The 16,863-nt window shown below is 69.5% G+C and carries 19 protein-coding genes; 5 read left to right on the forward strand and 14 right to left on the reverse strand.

Annotated elements, in window-relative coordinates:
• Nucleotides 1-390: 390 nt before the first annotated feature.
• The 7 genes from QF035_RS01625 to QF035_RS01655 all read right to left on the reverse strand — a co-directional run bounded on the left by QF035_RS01625 (nt 391) and on the right by QF035_RS01655 (nt 6,931).
• Nucleotides 391-1,224: a PIG-L family deacetylase gene (locus tag QF035_RS01625; protein WP_307517637.1), complete on the reverse strand. Its 834-nt coding sequence runs from the start codon at nt 1,222-1,224 to the stop codon at nt 391-393.
• 752 nt (nt 1,225-1,976) lie between these two features.
• Nucleotides 1,977-2,552 carry a hypothetical protein gene (locus tag QF035_RS01630; RefSeq protein ID WP_307517638.1) on the reverse strand — a complete coding sequence of 192 codons (576 nt, stop codon included), beginning with the start codon at nt 2,550-2,552 and terminating at the stop codon, nt 1,977-1,979.
• Complete coding sequence (locus tag QF035_RS01635; RefSeq protein WP_307517639.1) at nt 2,549-3,943, reverse strand: hypothetical protein; 1,395 nt, start codon at nt 3,941-3,943, stop codon at nt 2,549-2,551. The genes QF035_RS01630 and QF035_RS01635 overlap by 4 nt, the downstream gene beginning before the upstream one ends.
• Nucleotides 3,940-4,749 carry an ABC transporter ATP-binding protein gene (locus QF035_RS01640; protein ID WP_373466913.1) on the reverse strand — a complete coding sequence of 270 codons (810 nt, stop codon included), beginning with the start codon at nt 4,747-4,749 and terminating at the stop codon, nt 3,940-3,942. Before QF035_RS01640 ends, QF035_RS01635 begins: the two co-directional genes overlap by 4 nt.
• A gap of 32 nt (nt 4,750-4,781) precedes the next feature.
• A complete protein-coding gene (locus QF035_RS01645) occupies nt 4,782-5,600 on the reverse strand; it encodes a zf-HC2 domain-containing protein (RefSeq protein WP_307517641.1) in 819 nt (272 codons plus the stop codon).
• Entirely contained in the window at nt 5,597-6,157 is a 561-nt protein-coding gene (locus tag QF035_RS01650; RefSeq protein WP_055616834.1) for an RNA polymerase sigma factor, read from the reverse strand. Before QF035_RS01650 ends, QF035_RS01645 begins: the two co-directional genes overlap by 4 nt.
• Nucleotides 6,158-6,478: 321 nt before the next feature.
• Nucleotides 6,479-6,931 (reverse strand): MarR family winged helix-turn-helix transcriptional regulator, encoded by a 453-nt coding sequence (locus QF035_RS01655; RefSeq protein WP_307517642.1) that lies wholly within the window; start codon nt 6,929-6,931, stop codon nt 6,479-6,481.
• Between the two features lie 63 nt (nt 6,932-6,994).
• On the opposite strand from QF035_RS01655, the gene QF035_RS01660 reads away from it, so the two are divergent.
• Together QF035_RS01660 and QF035_RS01665 are read left to right on the forward strand one after the other, a co-directional pair.
• Nucleotides 6,995-7,363 carry a VOC family protein gene (locus QF035_RS01660; RefSeq protein WP_307517643.1) on the forward strand — a complete coding sequence of 123 codons (369 nt, stop codon included), beginning with the start codon at nt 6,995-6,997 and terminating at the stop codon, nt 7,361-7,363.
• 256 nt (nt 7,364-7,619) lie between these two features.
• Nucleotides 7,620-7,748 carry a hypothetical protein gene (locus QF035_RS01665; RefSeq protein WP_307517644.1) on the forward strand — a complete coding sequence of 43 codons (129 nt, stop codon included), beginning with the start codon at nt 7,620-7,622 and terminating at the stop codon, nt 7,746-7,748.
• 267 nt (nt 7,749-8,015) lie between these two features.
• Here the strand turns inward: QF035_RS01665 and QF035_RS01670 are convergent, their stop codons facing one another.
• The 6 genes from QF035_RS01670 to QF035_RS01690 all read right to left on the reverse strand — a co-directional run bounded on the left by QF035_RS01670 (nt 8,016) and on the right by QF035_RS01690 (nt 12,520).
• The gene (locus tag QF035_RS01670; protein ID WP_307517646.1) at nt 8,016-8,591 is read right to left on the reverse strand and encodes an SRPBCC family protein; all 576 of its coding nucleotides are present in this window, start codon (nt 8,589-8,591) and stop codon (nt 8,016-8,018) included.
• A gap of 205 nt (nt 8,592-8,796) precedes the next feature.
• A complete protein-coding gene (locus QF035_RS55595) occupies nt 8,797-9,084 on the reverse strand; it encodes a transposase (RefSeq protein ID WP_373466595.1) in 288 nt (95 codons plus the stop codon).
• A 321-nt stretch (nt 9,085-9,405) separates the two neighbouring features.
• Entirely contained in the window at nt 9,406-10,356 is a 951-nt protein-coding gene (locus QF035_RS01675) for an alpha/beta hydrolase (RefSeq protein ID WP_307517648.1), read from the reverse strand.
• A 29-nt stretch (nt 10,357-10,385) separates the two neighbouring features.
• Nucleotides 10,386-11,330 (reverse strand): NADP-dependent oxidoreductase, encoded by a 945-nt coding sequence (locus QF035_RS01680; protein WP_307517649.1) that lies wholly within the window; start codon nt 11,328-11,330, stop codon nt 10,386-10,388.
• A 97-nt stretch (nt 11,331-11,427) separates the two neighbouring features.
• Nucleotides 11,428-12,003 carry an NAD(P)H-dependent oxidoreductase gene (locus tag QF035_RS01685; RefSeq protein ID WP_307517650.1) on the reverse strand — a complete coding sequence of 192 codons (576 nt, stop codon included), beginning with the start codon at nt 12,001-12,003 and terminating at the stop codon, nt 11,428-11,430.
• A 49-nt stretch (nt 12,004-12,052) separates the two neighbouring features.
• Nucleotides 12,053-12,520, reverse strand: a complete 468-nt coding sequence (locus tag QF035_RS01690) for a cupin domain-containing protein (protein WP_307517651.1) — start codon at nt 12,518-12,520, stop codon at nt 12,053-12,055.
• Between the two features lie 284 nt (nt 12,521-12,804).
• Here QF035_RS01690 and QF035_RS01695 point away from each other — a divergent pair, with 284 nt between their 5' ends.
• Nucleotides 12,805-13,308, forward strand: coding sequence for a MarR family winged helix-turn-helix transcriptional regulator (locus tag QF035_RS01695; protein ID WP_307517652.1), 504 nt, complete (start codon nt 12,805-12,807; stop codon nt 13,306-13,308).
• 180 nt (nt 13,309-13,488) lie between these two features.
• The gene (locus QF035_RS01700) at nt 13,489-15,564 is read left to right on the forward strand and encodes an ATP-binding protein (RefSeq protein WP_307517653.1); all 2,076 of its coding nucleotides are present in this window, start codon (nt 13,489-13,491) and stop codon (nt 15,562-15,564) included.
• A gap of 103 nt (nt 15,565-15,667) precedes the next feature.
• Here QF035_RS01700 and QF035_RS01705 read toward each other — a convergent pair whose 3' ends face one another.
• Nucleotides 15,668-16,120, reverse strand: coding sequence for an Lrp/AsnC family transcriptional regulator (locus tag QF035_RS01705; protein WP_307517654.1), 453 nt, complete (start codon nt 16,118-16,120; stop codon nt 15,668-15,670).
• Between the two features lie 95 nt (nt 16,121-16,215).
• Here QF035_RS01705 and QF035_RS01710 point away from each other — a divergent pair, with 95 nt between their 5' ends.
• Nucleotides 16,216-16,851, forward strand: a complete 636-nt coding sequence (locus QF035_RS01710; protein WP_444968426.1) for a LysE family translocator — start codon at nt 16,216-16,218, stop codon at nt 16,849-16,851.
• The last annotated feature ends 12 nt before the right edge of the window (nt 16,852-16,863 follow it).

Genomic DNA, 16,863 nt, shown 5'->3' on the forward strand with positions numbered 1-16,863 from the left:
ACAGCCGGTGTGGGGTCTCGCGCTTGGTGTCGAAAACGGTACTCGTGACCTGCTGCTTCCGCTGTCTCACGGCATCGGGCATCGGAGCCTCAGCTTCGTGTCACTCCCCCGGCGATCTGTCCTGATCGGAGCAGACCGCCGGGCCCAGGACCTGGACTGTCGCGCACCTTCCGAGTCAGCAGCCCGCAGGTCTCCCACCTGTGCCGCCGCCAGCTGGTTCGGGGACGAGCGCGGTGTCACGTCGGCAGTGTGGGCAAACGTCGACGCCGTCGGCGAGGGCCTGGGCGCGGGCTGCCGGAGCGGAACTCGCGTGGACAAGCCTGCGGGTGTGTGACCCGCTCGACCGCGCCGTGCGGCCGATGAGCTTTCCCTGCCGGTCGGACGGGTGGATCAGCGCAGTCCGGCGAAGAGGTCGTTCTCGGGTATGGCAGCGTCGGTGGTGTCCTGGACGCGTACGAAGGTCTCCACGCCCATCAACTCACCGAACCTCTCCTTGCCCATCTTGAGGAAGAAGATGTTCTCGCCCTGACTGGCGTGCGCGGCCAACGAGTCGAACTTCTGGCCGCTGAACGCGGTGGTGTCCACCCACGTGCTGATCTCATCGTCGGGCAGGCCGATCTCGGCCATCGCGGCGGCCTCGGCAGGGTCCGGCTCCGGCATGTCCGGATGGAACTCGCGCATGATCTCGCCGAACCGCCGCATCCCCGAGCGGGGCATCGTGGTCCAGTACACCTTCGGTGCCAGCTCGGTCATCTCCAGCGCCGCCATCGTGATGCGGTGGGCCTGGATGTGGTCGGGGTGGCCGTAGAAGCCGTTCTCGTCGTAGGTGACGACTACATCAGGTCGGTAATGCCGCATGAGTTCCGCGAGTCGGGCCGCTCCTTCCTGCACGGGGGTCTGCCAGAAGGATCCGGGGGCGTCGTTGGTCGGCCAGCCCATCATCCCGGAGTCGGCATAGTCCAGCATCTCCAGATCGCTGACCTTCAGGACGTCACAGCTCTCCTGAAGTTCTTGACGGCGCATCAAGGCGACCGCCGCAGGATCGTGGCCGGGATCGCCCGGCTTGACACCCCCCGGTCCGTCACCGCAACCGCCGTCGGTACACGTCACGAGAACCGTGCGGATGCCTTCCGCCGCGTACCGCGCGAGGACCCCTCCGGTTCCGGTGGCCTCGTCGTCGGGGTGGGCGTGTACTGCCATGAGGGTCAAGGGCCGGTCAGTCATCAAAACAGTCCTCCAGCGGAATACGACTTCGTCCAAGTAGCGCGGCGGGCGTGCCGCGATCCGGGGGCCCGGATCCTGGCGGGGCGGACGACCTCGTGGTCTCCATGTTCCCCGCCCGTGCGGCGCCGGTCCCCCGGTCGATGCAACCGTGCCGGCGGGACCGGATGTTCCCGGCACGGCCGCTTGACCTTGCAGGCGTCGGCGTTCAACGCGAACGAGATACAGGTCTATGACCTTGAACTCTTTGGCCCCGGGGCGCGTCGGACGACTTCGACGTCGATGCGGAAGGCATTCCGGATCGGTGTTGATCGAGTCGGCGAACTCGCGTAGGAGGCCGATCAGGGGGTCGCGCTTACCGTCCGCCCGCTGGAGCCGGTGATGAATACCACCGTGTCCATGTTCTTTTGCTGGAGAGAATCTTCAGAGGACTTCGGCGCCCAAGGCGATCTCGAAGCCGGCGCCGTTGCGTGCCAGGCCCACCAGGAGGATGCCGGCCGAGCTTCATTGAGCCGAGGCGCGCGCAAAGATCGCAGCGTCAACTCGCACAGGCGCGCCGGCGTCGCCAAGAACACATAGGGCCCGATGGACCGTTGGCGGTCTCCCCTCGAACCGGTGAGCACGTCGTACGTCATGGACATGGACCGCAATGGCGCCCAGCAGCAGCTGCTGGCCTCCTTCGACCGCGGCATCGCCGCGATCAACCTGCCGGCGTAGCCCGACGGTGACTCCCGGTCCGAGGTGTCGGGGTCCGGTTACCGCCTCGGTCCTGCGACGGCGTAGGCCGCGGTGCCGACGACCGTGAGGACCAGGGCCGTCCAGGTGCCCGCTGCCGTGCCCGGAGGCAGCAGCATCCACGTCGCCACCTCCATCGGCGCACTCGTCGGGGGCGGAGCGAAGAACGAGAACAAGAGCCAGGCGAACGGCAGCGTCCATGCGTACTGGCCGCCGGAGAACACCGCGCCCAGGGCGACCAGTCCCATCAGGCCCGCGCTGTCGCGGACGACGAACGCGGTGGTGGCCATGGGCGCGCCCATGGTCTGCACTGTCAGCAGCGCCGCGGCGACGATCGCACCGGCGAGCAGCACGTGCGCCGTCCTGCGGGGCACCCAGCGGATCGCGGCCGTCCGGTCCAGCGCGAGGTCCTGCCCACCGAGCCCGATCGAGAAGGCCATCGCCCCCGTGGCGAGGACGAGCACGGCCGGTCGCGGATCGCCGGGCCCCTCGCCCCCGTCCCGGGCGAGTGCCCACATCGCCACAGCGCTGATCAGCACCGCGGCGAGCGACGCGGGTACCTGTCGCGAGCGCGCGTACAGCGTCAGCCATCTCACCGGGACGCACCGCCGGACAGCACCTCGAACGGGTCGCCCTCGCAGGAGAGCGCTGCGGCGCGCATCGCGTTGATCCGCGAGAGCTGCTCGGCCCGGGGAAGCGCCTTGAGTTTCTTCCACACCGGGCGGGTCTCGGCTTCGACCTCGCCGCGCATATTTGCCGGCGTGCCGCCGAGCGGCTTGAGGTCCCCGAGGACCCAGCCCACCGCGATGGTCTGCGCGTATTCATCTCCCCCGAAGCCGCTCCAGCCGACGGGGGTGCACCCTGGCACCATGCCTTTGGCGATCAGGGCTCGGGTGAGCTCCTCGCCCTTGGCGGCGGCGACGATGTCGTCGTCGAAGTCGAGGAGCACGGTCTTGCGGGACCACTGAGGCGTGGAGCCCTCCGGCAGTGCTGCGGTGTTCTCCCGGATCGAGGCCGGCGCCTGATCGCCCAGGGCGCCGTGCAGCAGGCGCAGCGCCTCCTTGCCGGGACCCGCGAGGTCCGCGAGTCGTGCCTGCTGTGTCTTCGTCACGCACACCGGGCCGTCGCACACCGGCTCCGCGGCGGCCTCGTCGACGACGTACATCCGGCGCGGGTCGGTGGGGAGGACGAGCAGGGCGATCGCCGCACCCGCGAGGACGGGCGTCAAGGCGGTCAGTCGGGCGCGCCGGGTGGCGGCGACCAGCAGTGCGAAGCCGGTCGCGGCCATGCCGAGCAGCCAGAGCGTCTGCCCGACATGCACGGAGGCGGAGAGCGTGACGAACGCCTCGCGCGCGTCTTCCACCGTCGGTGACAGCAGCGAGACCCGGTTCGGTTCCGTGCTCGTGAACCCGTCCGCCGTGTCCGTCTGCGTCCGGCCCAGCGACATGTGCATGAGGGCCGTGAACACGAAGGCGCCCATGGCCAGCGCGGGCGGGGTGAGCGGGGACGGCAGGGCCCTCCCGGCTCCCATGCCCAGCACGGCCCCCGCGACGAGGAAGACTGCCCCCACCAGGGAGATGGGCAGCCACCCGAGGTGGGTGTACTCGGTGTGGGCGAGCACCTGGACCCCACCCACGAGGACGAGCAACGCGAAGGCCGAGGCCAGCGTGATCGCCGTCGCGCCCGCCAGGGTGGCCGCGCGGTGCCGGGCGGGCCGCGGCGTGCTCGTCAGCAGCTCGGACATCTTCGAGCGGTGGTCGCGCAGTCCCTGCAGCGCCCCGAGCCCGACGGCGAGCGGCCACAGGTAGAACAGCAGGGAGCGGGTCCACAGGGCCAGTGGTGTCCACTGGGCCGTCCACGCCGTGGTGCCACTCCACCAGGCGCCGTTCAGCAGGTACAGGAACGCCAGCGCCGGTGCCAGGACCACCACGCCGGCCCATGGGGCGACCGAACGCCTCAATTCGATACGCAGGACGCGGCTGTTCACCAAGTGCCCCTTCCCTGCTCGGGGTTGAGCAGCAGTGCCGAGTAGCCGCGCTCCAGCGGGCTGTCACCCACGTGTTCGGGACCGCCCGCCGAGGCCAGTTCGTCCGGAGGGCCCTGGAAGACCAGCCGTCCTTCGGCGAAGAGCACCACGTCGGTGCAGGCGGCGGCGACGTCCTCCACCAGATGGGTCGAGACGAGCACGCAGGTGTCCGTACCCAACTCCTGCAACAGCTCGCGGAAGCGCAGCCGCTGTGCAGGGTCCAGGCCGGCCGTCGGCTCGTCGAGGAGCAGGATCGTCGGGTCGTTGACGATGGCCTGGGCGATGCCGACCCTGCGCACCATGCCGCCCGACAGGGCCTTCATCCTCTCGTCGGCGCGATCCGCCAGACCCACCCGCTCCACGGCGCGCTGCACCGCCGCGGGGATGGCCGCTTTGGGCACCTCCTTCAGCCACGCCATGTACTCGACGAACTCGCGCACCGTGAAGCGCTTGTAGTAGCCGAACTCCTGCGGCAGATAGCCGATTCGGCGGCGTACCGCACGGTGCTCGCCCATGCCGCCCACGGACTCGCCGAGCAGCTCCAGGCTGCCCTCGGTGGGGCGCAGCACGGTGGCCAGCGTCCGGATGAGGGTGGTCTTGCCCGCCCCGTTGGGGCCGAGGAGTCCGTGGACGCCGGTGCCCAGCGACAGGTCGAGGCCGTCGACGGCCATCCTTTTCCTGCCGACCCTGACCTTCAGCCCGGTGGCCTGGATCTCCCAGGCGTAGGCCGTCGGTGCGATGTCGGCCGCGCTCACGGCGGACGTCATGTGGTGTTCCCTTCCCATGTTCTTTCCGATGGTCATCGATGAGCTCCCAGCACGGTGTACGCGCCTCTGCGGGCGATCACGACGCCGATACCGATCGCGAGGATCAGCCCCCACGCGGGCAGACCGTCCGTCTGCAGGGCGAAGGTCGTACGGCTGGTGGCCAGGGTCGGCGCCACGACCACGGCGGCCCATACGGCGGCCAGCACGACGGCGGCGCGGGTCACACCGACGACACCGCCGAGCGCCAGGGTCGTCGCGGTGAAGGCCAGACAGGGCAGCAGCCACTGGGCCACCATCACCCCCATCACCCATCCGCCCACCAGCAGCGCGGGGACGAGCACGGCAAGAACGGACGCGGTGCGCCGCAGCACCAGATAGAGCCCTGCCCTGGGGACGGAGGCCGTCAGTTCGTACGCCGGGTCCAGACCGCGCGACCAGGACGCCGCGACGCCGAGCACGGGCAGGATGGGCGCGAGCAGCAGCACCAACGACACCTCGCCGGATCCGGTGTCGGACAGGTCGAGCAGCAGGGCCAGCAGCGTCACGCCCACGACCATGGCCAGCCACGGCACCATCGTGGGCGTCATCCACCTGGCCAGCGGCGCCGACCAGCGCCGTCGGCGCGGCATCGTGGCAGTGACCGCGAGTTGGGGTTCGAGGCCGGACCACACGGTGTCTACGAGCGACGCCACGGCGGGAGCCCCGGCATCGACTGCGGCAGACAACCGGTCGCGGCACGCCCGGCACATCTCCAGATGCGCCTCCACAGCCCACACCTCGTCCGCGGAGAGGTCCGCGCTGCCGCGCACATACCCCTCGATGATCCGCTTCGACGCGTGTTCGATACTCATGCCAGCGCCCTCCGCATCTCGATACGGGCCCGGCGGGCACGGGTCTTGACCGTGCCTTCGGGCAGCCCGAGCAGGACCGCGGTCTCCCTGACGGACAGCCCGTCGAGCACCATGGCCTGCAGTACCTGTCTCAACTCCGGCGCGAGGCACCTCAGTGCGTCCCCGACATCACCGTCGACGGTTCCCGCGAGCGCCAACTCCTCGGCGGCGGGCGCCACGTCGGGCGGAGCGGCGGCCGGCGGCGGCTCCGCGTGGTGCGCCCTGCGCCGGAACGCGTCGACGAGGCGGCGCGCCGCGATCGTCCACAGCCAACCGGTGGCCGTCCCTCCGACCGCGGTCCCGGCGAACGCACCCGCCGCGCGCCAGACCGCCAAGTAGGTCTCCTGCATGACCTCCGCGACGATCTGCTCGTCCACACACCGGCGGCGCAGCCGCACCGCCATCCACGGTGACGTACGCCGGTACAACTCCTCGAACGCGGCACGGTCGCCTTTTGCCACCAGCCGGACGAGACGCTCCTCGTCCACCTCGTGCAGCGCTGCTCTGACTGATCTCACACCTGCTAGACGCCCGGCCCGGGCGACAGGTTTTCCCTTCGCCGTGATCCACGTCACACAGGGAGCCTGGCTACCGGGGACCTTCGGGTATCAGCGGTTCGGCAAGGGTCGGACCGCGACGATCTGCCGGGCGTGGCCGACCGGGCCGTTGATGCGCCGTGAAGGCCGTCCTGGCCGTCCTGGCCGTTCACGACACATCAACACGAGGTTGGAAAACGTTCAGCGATCCCGCCTGTCAACCTTTTCGAGGTCGCCGGCACGGATTCCCGCGCTCGGCTGCACTTCTGTCCGGGCACGGCGAGACGTGCACCAGGGAACGAGCTACGCACCGTCGTTGCCGTCGCGCAGGGAATGGATCATGCTCTGCAGGATCCGGAACGCGCCTGACTGCTCGGTCTCGGTCATGCCGGCCAGCATTCTGACCTCGACGGACCGGACCGCCACGGTCGCCTTCTCCAGGCTCCGTCGGCCGCGAGGCGTGAGCCGCGCGGGAAGTACCTTCCCGACGGGCGCCTCCGCGGGCCTGGTCACGTAGCCGTCTCGTTCCAGGGTCTGGAGCAGCACGTTCATCGACTGCCGTGTCACGAACGCGCCCCGCGCGAGCTCGGAGTTCGACAAGCCCGGCCGTTGAGCCAGCAGCTCGAGGCAGGAGTAGTGCGTCACGCTCATCCCGAGCGGCCGCAGCACCTCCTCCATGGCCGTGCGCAGGACGCTCGACGCCTCTTTCAGCAGGTAGCCCAGTGACGTCTCCAGGTCGACGCCGTCTTGATTCATGTCAGCATTCTGACATACGTTGGCCTGTGTCAGAAAGCTGACACGAAGAGAAGGAGCATCATCATGCCCGCCACCGGCCCCGACTTCATCTCGCTCCAGACGCGCGACCTCAACGCTTCGCAGGCGTTCTACGAGCAGTACCTCGGCCTCGTCCGCTCGCAGGCCGGACCTCCGCACGCTGTCGTCTTCGAGACGAAGCCGATCGCGTTCGCACTCCGCGACGTCGCTCCCGGCACCGATCTCGCATCCGTTGCCCAGCCCGGCATCGGCGCCGCGATCTGGCTCCACGCCACCGACGTCCAGGCCATCCACGACGCTCTCGTCGCCGACGGCCACACCATCGTCTCCACACCCATCGACGGCCCCTTCGGCCGGACCTTCACCTTCGCCGACCCCGACGGCTACCAAGTCACCCTCCACGACCGCGCCTGACCGGCCGAACGCCACCGAACGATCACCGGTCCCCAAAGACGGTGGTCGCGCCCTGGGCCCGTGCGTGACGCTCCCTTCCGCCCTGCTGACCTGACAACGTTCCGCCGGCTGGATGACCTCGGCTTGGAAGTGCCTCGGAGTGACAGTCGCGGTCTTCCAGTGGTGCTGGCCGGGTGGTCCGGTCGGCCTCGACAAAGCCCGCCCCTGGGCAGCCTGATGCCACTGCTTGTGGCGGGCGTGCCAGGGCTTCCTGGCCATGATGGACGGACGGGCCGAAGTCGTCGGAGGCGACGCCGCCACCCGGCGCACCGCCCTCAAACACCGCTTCATGCCGGAATCACTCAAGGCATCCCGCCACGCCCGCAAGGCCAAACCCCAGGGCTGACCCGCCTCGCGCCGACGCCCCACAACCGCGGCGGATCGCGTCCGCTGCAGTCGGTTTCCGACTCGACCGGGTGGAGGCGGGGAACCGGAACCGCCGGTAGAGCTCGGCGTCGAACTTGACGAAAGGCTTAGAGCACCCCCGCCAGCTCCCTCATCGACGGGCCCTGGATATCGCCGTACGGAATTCTCTGCTCGGGGAGCCCAGGCGGAATATCACCTCCGGGCCTGACCTGGCAAACAGCCCACGACTGCGGGTCTCGGACAACGTCTACGAGTTGCTCTCTTCCGATTCGATCACTTCCAGGCACCTCTCGATGGCGGCCACCATGTATCGGCGCCAGAGAGGAGCGAAGGGACCGGCGAGAATCCAGCGACGACCCGGAAACGGCTTGAATTCGTATGTCCACCGAATGAGGGTGCCATCGCCATCGGGGTTGAAGTTCCATTCGCCCCGAACGCCGACCGCGAGCCGGGAGAGGACGTTCGTGAATCCCGTCAGCTGATACGCAAAACTCGCGCCTTCCGTGTACTCGATCAACTGTTCGTCGGCCTGCGAGCCGTCGTCGAACTGCGGATTCCTGGTAGGTCCGACGTGGTCCCATGCTTCGGTCTGGTTTGCCACACCCTTGACGCCGGGAAACGGTGCCACCCGGTGGAAAACGCTCGACAGGTCGATGGGAACGATCAGCCGGAACGCTTTGGCGGGCGCCACCGAGGTGCGCCGCTGGACTGTGATCGGAACCGTGTTGTCGGCTGGGCCGATAATGAGTGGTATCGCCTGAGCCACTGCGCGTTCCTGGGGCTCGGTCGCTTCCTTCGACGCGGCCGGTTTCTTGTCGGACATCAATATCCTCCTGACTTGGTGATGCCTATCCGCTTCGAAGCATTAAGAGATGTCTGACGTGGCGAGTTTTAAGTGCCTGCCCTTACGTTCGCATCGGACGGTGAGTCGGCGGTGGCCGAACAGCCAGGAGGTCGACCGTTCGATCTTCCAGCGGTGGCGGCCAGCCGTTCGCCGGACTCGATTCCCGGACGCGGGATCCGCGGGATCAGGCCGCGGCCGAGCCAGGCCAGGTGGTCGGCGGAGAAGGACGCCTTGCCCGAATGGATCTTGACCGGCGCTGCGTCGATGATCGCCGAGGTCCAGTGACCGCGCCCCTGGCGCCGAGTTCGTCCAGGACCGCGCGGTGGAGCCGGCGCCGCAGACCCGCCTCGGTCCACGCCGTGATCCGGCGATGCGCCGTCGCGGAAGAGGTGCCGAACGTCGGCGGCAGATGCCGCCAGGCGCAGCCGCTGCGACAGATCAGCACCCACAACCGTGATGCCGCACGAGCCATGCACCACGTGAGACATCCCCTGGCGAACACAAAGCGCCTCGAATGGGAAGTAAGCAGATTCGGGGTGTGAGTGACCCGACCGTCGGTCTGAACATCGAGTGTCTGCTGCACCCCCTGACCGACGGTCAGCAGACTGCCGCAGTACGCGGTGAACGAGCACTTGCGTGCCAGCGCCGAGACACTTCAGCCGCGACCCGGAGATAGGAACAACCCTGACAACCCTGCATCCCGGCAGGCCCTTCAATCGTCCTTGCTGAGAGTCGCTGAGACGCAACGGCATGTGGCGCGAGACATGGGTTGAGTGACAGCGGTGGTTGCGGCTCAGATCGACTTGAGCACCCGGACCCGGTCGGCGATGGCACGCCGTGCGACGTCGGAGTCGAAGGCGATGGAGTCGAACTCGTGCGGAGCGCCGGGGTGAAGGTGGAACTCCACCGGCACGCCCGCACGGCTGAGCTTGGTCGCGTAGGCGGTGTCCTCGTCGCGGAAGACGTCGAGCTGGCCGACCTCGATGTAGGCCGCGGGAAGGCCAGTTGCATCCTCGAGCCGGGCCGGGGCCGCTGTGGCCGGGACGTCGGGCCCATCGGCGGCCTCGCCGAGCAAGGCCGGCCATGCGGTGAGACTGTCGTCGTAGGACCACAGCGCGTAGGGCTCGATGTGCGGGTCGGGGGTGGTGGTGCGGTCGTCGAGCATCGGCATGATCAGGATCTGCCGGGCGATCCGCGGGCCGCCGCGCTCGCGGGCGAGGATCGACACGGCTGCGGCCATGCCGCCGCCGGCGCTGTCGCCCATCACACCGATGCGGTCGGGGTCGACGCCGAGTTCGGCTGCGTGCTCGTGCAGCCAGTTCAGAGCTGCGTAGGCGTCTTCGAGCGGTGTCGGGAAGGGGTGCTCGGGGGCGCGGCGGTACTCGACCGACAGCATCGGCACGCCGCTGGAGGACACATAGCGGGAAACCGGGCCGTCGAACAGGTCGATATGGCCGAAGATGTATCCGCCGCCGTGGAAGAACAGCACGGCCGGGCCGGGCTTGGCGCCGTCCTTGACGTACCAGCGCATTGTTATCTCTGTGCCGTCGCCGGCGGTCGTGCAGTGCTCGCTGGTCTTCACGTCGGCCGGGATCGGTTGGGCCGTTCCCGCAGCGCCGATGATCGGCTCCCACATGGCGCGCCGCGCCGCGATGTCCCCCACTGCCGGTGGTGTGGCGTCCGCCATCGCGCCGGCCATCGGGGCCAGCGCCTCGGCGATTTCGGGATCCAGACTGAGTGCCATGGCCTTTTCCTTTCGGTGGAGGATCGGCGTCAGGCGACAGGCGGGACGACGATGACCTTGCCGTGCACCGCGCCTTCGGCGGCCCGGGCGTGGAGGGCCGACAGCTCGGCCAGCGGCACCCGTTCGGCGACGTCGACGCGCAGTTCCCCGCGGTCGACCAGCGCGACCAGCCGCGACAGCTGGTCGGCGTCGCTGCGGACGAACAGGTCGATGCCGCGCACACCGCGCTCCTCGTCGGCGGGCGCGGGCATCCACACCGTCGTGTTCACCACGACCCCGCCCGGACGGACCAGCGTGACGAGCGCGGCGAGTTCGGCCGGGTCGACCGGCGCGAGGTTGAGCACGACGTCGACCGGTTCGGTCACTGCCGCGGTCACTCCGGTGGTGGTGTGGTCGATAACCTCATCGGCGCCGGCCGACTCGACCGCCTCGCTGCTGCGCGGGCTGGCCGTGGCGATCACGTGGGCCCCGGCTCCCTTGGCCAGTTGCACGGCGTAGCCGCCGACCGCTCCGCCGGCGCCGTTGATCAGCACGCGTTGCCCGGCCGTCAGTTTGCCGTGGTCGAACAGCGCCTGCCACGCGGTGAGGCCCACGATCGGCAGTGCGGCGGCGTCGGGCAGCGGGATGTTCTTGGGAGCCGGCGTCAGGACCTCGGCCGGCGCGAGAACGTACTCCGCAGCGGCGCCGTTCCCGTCCATCGGCAGGAAGCCGATGACGTCGTCGCCGATCGCGATGCCGTCCACGCCCTCGCCCAGCGCGTCGACCGTGCCGGCGACGTCGATGCCGGGAGTGTGCGGCAGCACCACCGGGATGGGGCCACGCATGAACCCGCCGCGGATGTTGCCGTCGACGGCGTTGAACGACGTCGCGGCGACGCGGATCCGGACCTCACCGGCCCCGGGGACGGGCTGCTCCACGTCTTCATGGCGCAGGACGCCGGGGTCGCCGTACTCGTGGAAACGTACTGCCTTCATTTCGGTTCTCACCTTCGCTGCGATCCACATTGCTTCGAATTCGAAGCAACTAGTGTTGACGGTACCTCTGCTTCGAATTCGAAGCAAGTGCTGTCGGCTACTGCCGGTGCGAGCGCATCGCCGCGGCGAGTTCGGCGGCGGCTTGGTCGATGCAGGCGCGCAACCGCACCGCGTCACCGTGAGCCGTGGCCCGCCAGTCGGCGGGGCACGCGACGACGACCGTGGGCACGGGGTCCGCGTGCACGTCGGTGAGGCAGCTGCGTATCACCTGCGCGAGGTTGGGTGGCTGTCGGCGAGAGCCGCTGTTGAGCGCCAGCAGCACCGGCACGCCGGAGAGGAGCCTGTCCCCGAGGGCGGCGAGGAACGAGTCGAGCACCTCGCTCGGGGATGCGGTGAGTACCGGAGTCGCCACCACGAGCCCGTCGGCCGCCACGACCGCCGCGATCGCCTCCCGCAGGTCAAGGCTGGCGCGACCCTGGGCGGAGTACTGGACGAGGTCGGCCGTCAGCCGGTGCAGCTCCAGCACCTCCACCTCGGCGCGCGCACCGCCGGCCGCCAGTGACCGGCACACAGCCTCCGCGACCCAGTCCGCGAGCAGGCGAGTCGGACGCGGATGGCCGACACCGGCGCTCACGACGGCCAAGGACACCGGACTCCACGCGGCGGTGCTCATCCCGGCACCGTGTTCATGGCTTCTTCCCTGCGGCCGGGCCGTGGTGCCGTCACCGGGGAGGGCCGAGAACGACGTTGCCGGACAGTTCCGCGGCTTCGGCGAGCAGCTGCGCGGGGATATCGAAGCCCTCCGGTCGTGGCTCACGAAGGTCACGGCCCGCGTGGCGGAACATCTTCTCCAGCCCTCCGGGAGTCGAGATGAGCAGCAGGTCTGCCTTCTCGGAGGTGATGCGGTAGCCGTGCGGAATGCGCCGGGGCAGGAAGGCGATGCCGCCCTCCCGCAACTCGTGCTCCTCGTCGCCGGCCCACACCAGCGCCGAACCGGACAGGAGCAGGAAGACCTCGTCCTCGTTGTTGTGCACGTGGAACGGCGGCGCCTCGCCCTTGCTGACGTCGAAGCGGCCGACGGTCAGCTGCCCACCGGTCGCCGCGGCGTCGAGCAGAACGCTGAAGACACTCCCGCCGATCCACTCGAGTTGCTGCTGGTCCTCACGTTGTGCGAGGTAGGGGATGCTCATGGCCGGTCCTCGGGATCCGTGGGCGGCGGCGCCGTCCTCCTTCCGCAACCCTGCGCCGCACCACTGCCCGATCTCCATGTTCTGCGGTGCTCAGTCGGGCCCAACACTGCCCACACCGTGCGCTCACGAGGTCACGACATCGGGCCGATGGAACCTGCGTCCGCCCCATCCACCCGCCCGGGACGGCACCGGAATTCACGGAGGAGTTCAGCTCCAGCTCCGCCTGCGGTGGCTGGACCGGCGCCACGCCACACTCTTCGAATTCGAAGCAGTAGACTCCGGTCATGCCTGATTCACCGCCGTCGCTCGACCCCGTGCAGCTCGGCGCCTACTTCGACCTCGTCGAGGTGACCAGCCTGCTCCGGCATGCGGTCGAGCAGCAGCTGCGCGAGACCGGTGATCTCAGCTATGTGCAGTTCCAACTGCTCGCCCGGCTCGGAGACTCGCCGACGGGCAGCCACCGCATGACCGACCTGGCCGACGGCGTCGTCTACAGCCGCAGCGGCCTGACCTACCAAGTGGGTCTGCTCGAAAAGGAGGGCCTGGTCGTCCGCGCTCCCTCACCGGACGACGAGCGGAGCATCACCGTCACCATCACCGATGCCGGGCGCGAGCTGCTTGCGAAGGTGCTGCCGGGTCACGTCGAGGTGGTCAGCGGCCTCCTGTTCGAGCCGCTCTCGCGCGACGACGCCAAGGCTCTCGCGGACCTGCTGGCGCCTGTACGCGACCACATGCGCTCGACGCCACCTCGCTCTGCCGCGCCTCGCCGCCGCAAAGGTGGAGCCTAAGGACTCGACATTCTCGGAGCCCCGGCGACGGCAGCGGAACAGGACGAGCGTGATCAGCCGGGCGGCAGGATCGGTCCACCGGTCGAGGTTCGCGGACTGCTCCACCCAGCTCACGATGTGCCCGGCGAGATGACGGGCCGGCGACGGGCAGCCGCCGGTGAAGAACGCGGCGCTGGAGGCATGACGGAAACCAGAGAGGAACGCGGATTGGGAGTGGCGGGCCTGGCGGGCCGGCTGGCGCAGGCTCGAGCCGGTGCGCTGGTGGGCAGGGAGCCGGAGCGGGCGGTGCTCGACCGGATGCTGTCGGGCGCGGCGGACGCTCCGCTCGTGGCGTTCATGTACGGTCCCGGCGGCATCGGCAAGTCCTCGCTGGTGCGCTACGCCGCCCGGCAGGCCGAGCTCACCGGCCGCCGCGTGGTGCACGTGGACGGCCGGTTCCTCGACGCTGACCCGCGCCGGTTCGAGGAGCTCGCGGCCCCGGCGTGTACCGAACCCGGTGCGGTGCTGCTCATCGACACCTTCGAGCAGTGTCAGCCACTCGAGGCGTGGCTGCGCGAGACCTTCCTGCTGCAGCTCGCCGACCGTGCGATCGTGGTCGTGGCCGGCAGGGTCTCCCCCGACGCCGAATGGTCACTGGACCCTGGGTGGGCACAGCTGTTCACCGCACTGGCCGTGCGACCGCTCGACACCGCCCAGTCCCACGCCCTGCTCGCTGCCCGGGGTGTCCCCGCCGAGCAGCGCGGCGCGTTCGTCGCCTTCGCCGGAGGCAGCCCGCTCGCCCTCTCGCTGGCCGCCTCCGTCCCCCCGGCCGCTCCCGGCGCACCGTGGGAACCGACCGGCGACGTCCTGACGACCCTGGTCGAGCGACTGGTGGGCGACCTGCCCAGCGCCGTCTACCGGCGCGCCCTCGAGGTGGTCGCGCAGGCCTACGTCACCCGCGAGCCCCTGCTGCGCGCAGTACTGGGTGACGAGGACACCGACACGGTGTTCTCCTGGCTGCGCCAGCTGCCCTACATCGAGGCCACACCCGAAGGACTGCACCCGCACGACGCGGTGCGGGCGACCCTCGAGGCCGACCTGCGCTGGCGGGACCCCGAGCGCTACGACGACGTCCGCGCCCGCATATCGCTCGCGGGCCTCCAGGCGGTGCGCGGCGCCACCGAAGGGGACGCACTGCTGCGGGTTGCGGAGTGGATGTTCCTCTTCCGTCACCAGGGCGGACCGGAAGATCTGTACAACTACCGGACACACCCGCACATCGAAGACACTCCGCTCCGGACCGAAGACGTGCCGGACGTGCTGCGCATGGCCGAGGAAGCGGAGGGCCCGGCATCAGCGGCAGCGGTCGCGCACTGGGTGCGCCGCCAACCGGAGGCCTTCCGCGTCCATCGCTATGTGGGCTCCTCCACACCTGCGTCATTCATGGCCATTCTGCGGCTGGACGCACCCTTGCCCGAGGACCGCGCCGAGGACCCGGTGATCGCAGAAGTCTGGGACCTCGTGGAGGCGGCCGCTCCCCTGAGGCCGGGCGGGCACCTGGGCATCCGCCGCTTCGCGGTGCAACCCGGCGGGCACCAGCGGCCCTCACCCCTGATGGAGCTCACCAGCCGACGCACCATCGGCGAGGAGATGAGGACCCACGGACGCGCGGTGACCTTCACGGTCTTCGAAGACGCCGACCGGTGGGGGCGCTACCTCGCCGAGGCCGGGATGCCGGAGGTCGCGGCCGTGGACGTCGACGGGAAGCAACAGCACATCTTCGGCCGGGACTGGCGACGTCAATCAGTGGAACAGTGGGTGCAACAGCGGGCTCGTGCAGCGGTCACGCCCTTGGCGACATGGCCCGCAACCGCCTCCGTGAGTGGCCCGGGCGACCAGTTACCGCGCGCCGCGTTCGAGGAAGGCGTGCTCGAGGCGCTGCGCACCTGGCACACCCCCCGCGAATTCGCGACCAGCGTCCTGCTGCACTCCCGTCTCGTGCCGCCGGGATCACCCGACCCGGTCGCGGACCTGCGCGGCGCCATCATCACCGCCCTCGACGCGCTGCAGATCGACCCCGCGGGCGTCAAGGCGCACGAGGCTCTCACCGCCACCTACATCGTGGCCTCCCGCACCCACAAGGCCGCCGCCCGACGACTGGGGGTGCCCTACGGCACCTACCGGCGTCACCTCGCCCTGGCCAAGGAACGCCTCATCGAACAACTGCTGCGACAACCAGCCACGACATCCACACCACACTCTTTGTCGGAGGGGTGAGGTAACTGCGGAACCGCTGGGCAAGACGTCCAGGTCCACCCAGTGCGCGGCCGGTAGAGCCCCTGACCTGGCCTTCGTGGCGACCGGGCTCACGGTAGCGGTCCTACTCGGGTAGGGGGCGGTCGTCGATGACGTTCTTCATGACGAGGGTGGAGGTCAGGCGCTGGACCCCGGGCAGTCGGGCGAGCTGCTGGTCGTACAGCTGTTGGAAGGCGACCAGGTCGGAAGTGGCGACGCGCAGGAGGTAGTCGGGTTCGCCGAAGAGGCGCTGGGCTTGGAGGACGTGCGGGATACCGGCTACCGCCTCTTCGAAGGCGGTGACGGTGTCGGGGCTCTCCCAGCGCAGGGTGGCGAAGACGAGGGCTTCGAAGTCCAGGCCGACGGCGGCCGGATCGACGACGGCCCTGTAGCCGCGGATCGCACCCTCGCGTTCGAGGTCGCGCAAGCGACGGTGGCAGGGCGAGACGCTGAGCTGCACTCGGGCGGCCAGTTCGGTGACGGTCAGACGGCCATCGAGCTGCAACTCGGCAAGAATCTTCCGGTCCAGAGCATCCATGAAGAAGATTCTCCCCCACATCGCGCGATCACCGGGTAGATAGGCAAACACATTCGGGCAGATCCGCCCTAGCCTTCCCTCTCAGAGCAAGAAGCATGAGAGGGAACGTTCGATGGATACGACGACGCTGGTGGCCTTCCTGGTGGTGGACCTGCTGCTGGTGTTCACCCCAGGGCGCGGACTGGGCGTACGCCATCTCCGCCGGACTGCGGGGACGCTCGGTCGCCCCCGCCGTCATCGGGCTGGTCGCCGGACACGCGGCCTACGCGCTGGTGGCCGTCGCGGGCCTGGCGGTGATCGTGGCCAGTTCCCCGGCCGCGCTCACCACCCTGATCGTGGCAGGCGCCGCCTACCTGCTGTGGCTGGGCTGGGGCGTGCTGCGGCAGCCCGCCGTACCGACGGCAGGCAAAGAGAGCGCGGACACCTCCCGCGTGCAGACCATGCTCACGGGGCTCGGGATCAGCGGTCTCAACCCGAAGGCGCTGCTGTTGTATTTCTCGCTGTTCCCGCAGTTCATCCACGCCGGTGTCGGCTGGCCGGTCGCCGCGCAGACCGGGCTGCTCAGCATGGTGCACCTGACCGCGTGCGCCGTCGTCTACCTCGCCGTCGGCGTCCTGGCCCGCACTGTCCTGAAGACCCGACTCTCGGCCGCCCGAACTGTTACCCGCATCAGCGGTGCCATGATGATCGCCATCAGCGCCCTCCTGCTGGTGGAACGTCTGGTCGGCTGAGGGACCCGCCCC

The sequence above is a fragment of the Streptomyces umbrinus genome (genome assembly GCF_030817415.1).
Taxonomy (GTDB): Bacteria; Actinomycetota; Actinomycetes; order Streptomycetales; family Streptomycetaceae; genus Streptomyces; species Streptomyces umbrinus_A.

Coding starts and splice junctions, on each gene's coding strand:
- QF035_RS01625 (WP_307517637.1), bottom strand. CDS start 1,224: ATGACTGACCGGCCCTTGACCCTCATGGCAGTACACGCCCACCCCGAC.
- QF035_RS01640 (WP_373466913.1), bottom strand. CDS start 4,749: ATGACGTCCGCCGTGAGCGCGGCCGACATCGCACCGACGGCCTACGCC.
- QF035_RS01645 (WP_307517641.1), bottom strand. CDS start 5,600: ATGAGTATCGAACACGCGTCGAAGCGGATCATCGAGGGGTATGTGCGC.
- QF035_RS01655 (WP_307517642.1), bottom strand. CDS start 6,931: ATGAATCAAGACGGCGTCGACCTGGAGACGTCACTGGGCTACCTGCTG.
- QF035_RS01660 (WP_307517643.1), top strand. CDS start 6,995: ATGCCCGCCACCGGCCCCGACTTCATCTCGCTCCAGACGCGCGACCTC.
- QF035_RS01665 (WP_307517644.1), top strand. CDS start 7,620: ATGATGGACGGACGGGCCGAAGTCGTCGGAGGCGACGCCGCCACCCGG.
- QF035_RS01670 (WP_307517646.1), bottom strand. CDS start 8,591: ATGTCCGACAAGAAACCGGCCGCGTCGAAGGAAGCGACCGAGCCCCAG.
- QF035_RS55595 (WP_373466595.1), bottom strand. CDS start 9,084: ATGGCTCGTGCGGCATCACGGTTGTGGGTGCTGATCTGTCGCAGCGGC.
- QF035_RS01675 (WP_307517648.1), bottom strand. CDS start 10,356: ATGGCACTCAGTCTGGATCCCGAAATCGCCGAGGCGCTGGCCCCGATG.
- QF035_RS01680 (WP_307517649.1), bottom strand. CDS start 11,330: ATGAAGGCAGTACGTTTCCACGAGTACGGCGACCCCGGCGTCCTGCGC.
- QF035_RS01685 (WP_307517650.1), bottom strand. CDS start 12,003: ATGAGCACCGCCGCGTGGAGTCCGGTGTCCTTGGCCGTCGTGAGCGCC.
- QF035_RS01690 (WP_307517651.1), bottom strand. CDS start 12,520: ATGAGCATCCCCTACCTCGCACAACGTGAGGACCAGCAGCAACTCGAG.
- QF035_RS01695 (WP_307517652.1), top strand. CDS start 12,805: ATGCCTGATTCACCGCCGTCGCTCGACCCCGTGCAGCTCGGCGCCTAC.
- QF035_RS01700 (WP_307517653.1), top strand. CDS start 13,489: ATGACGGAAACCAGAGAGGAACGCGGATTGGGAGTGGCGGGCCTGGCG.
- QF035_RS01705 (WP_307517654.1), bottom strand. CDS start 16,120: ATGGATGCTCTGGACCGGAAGATTCTTGCCGAGTTGCAGCTCGATGGC.
- QF035_RS01710 (WP_444968426.1), top strand. CDS start 16,216: ATGAGAGGGAACGTTCGATGGATACGACGACGCTGGTGGCCTTCCTGG.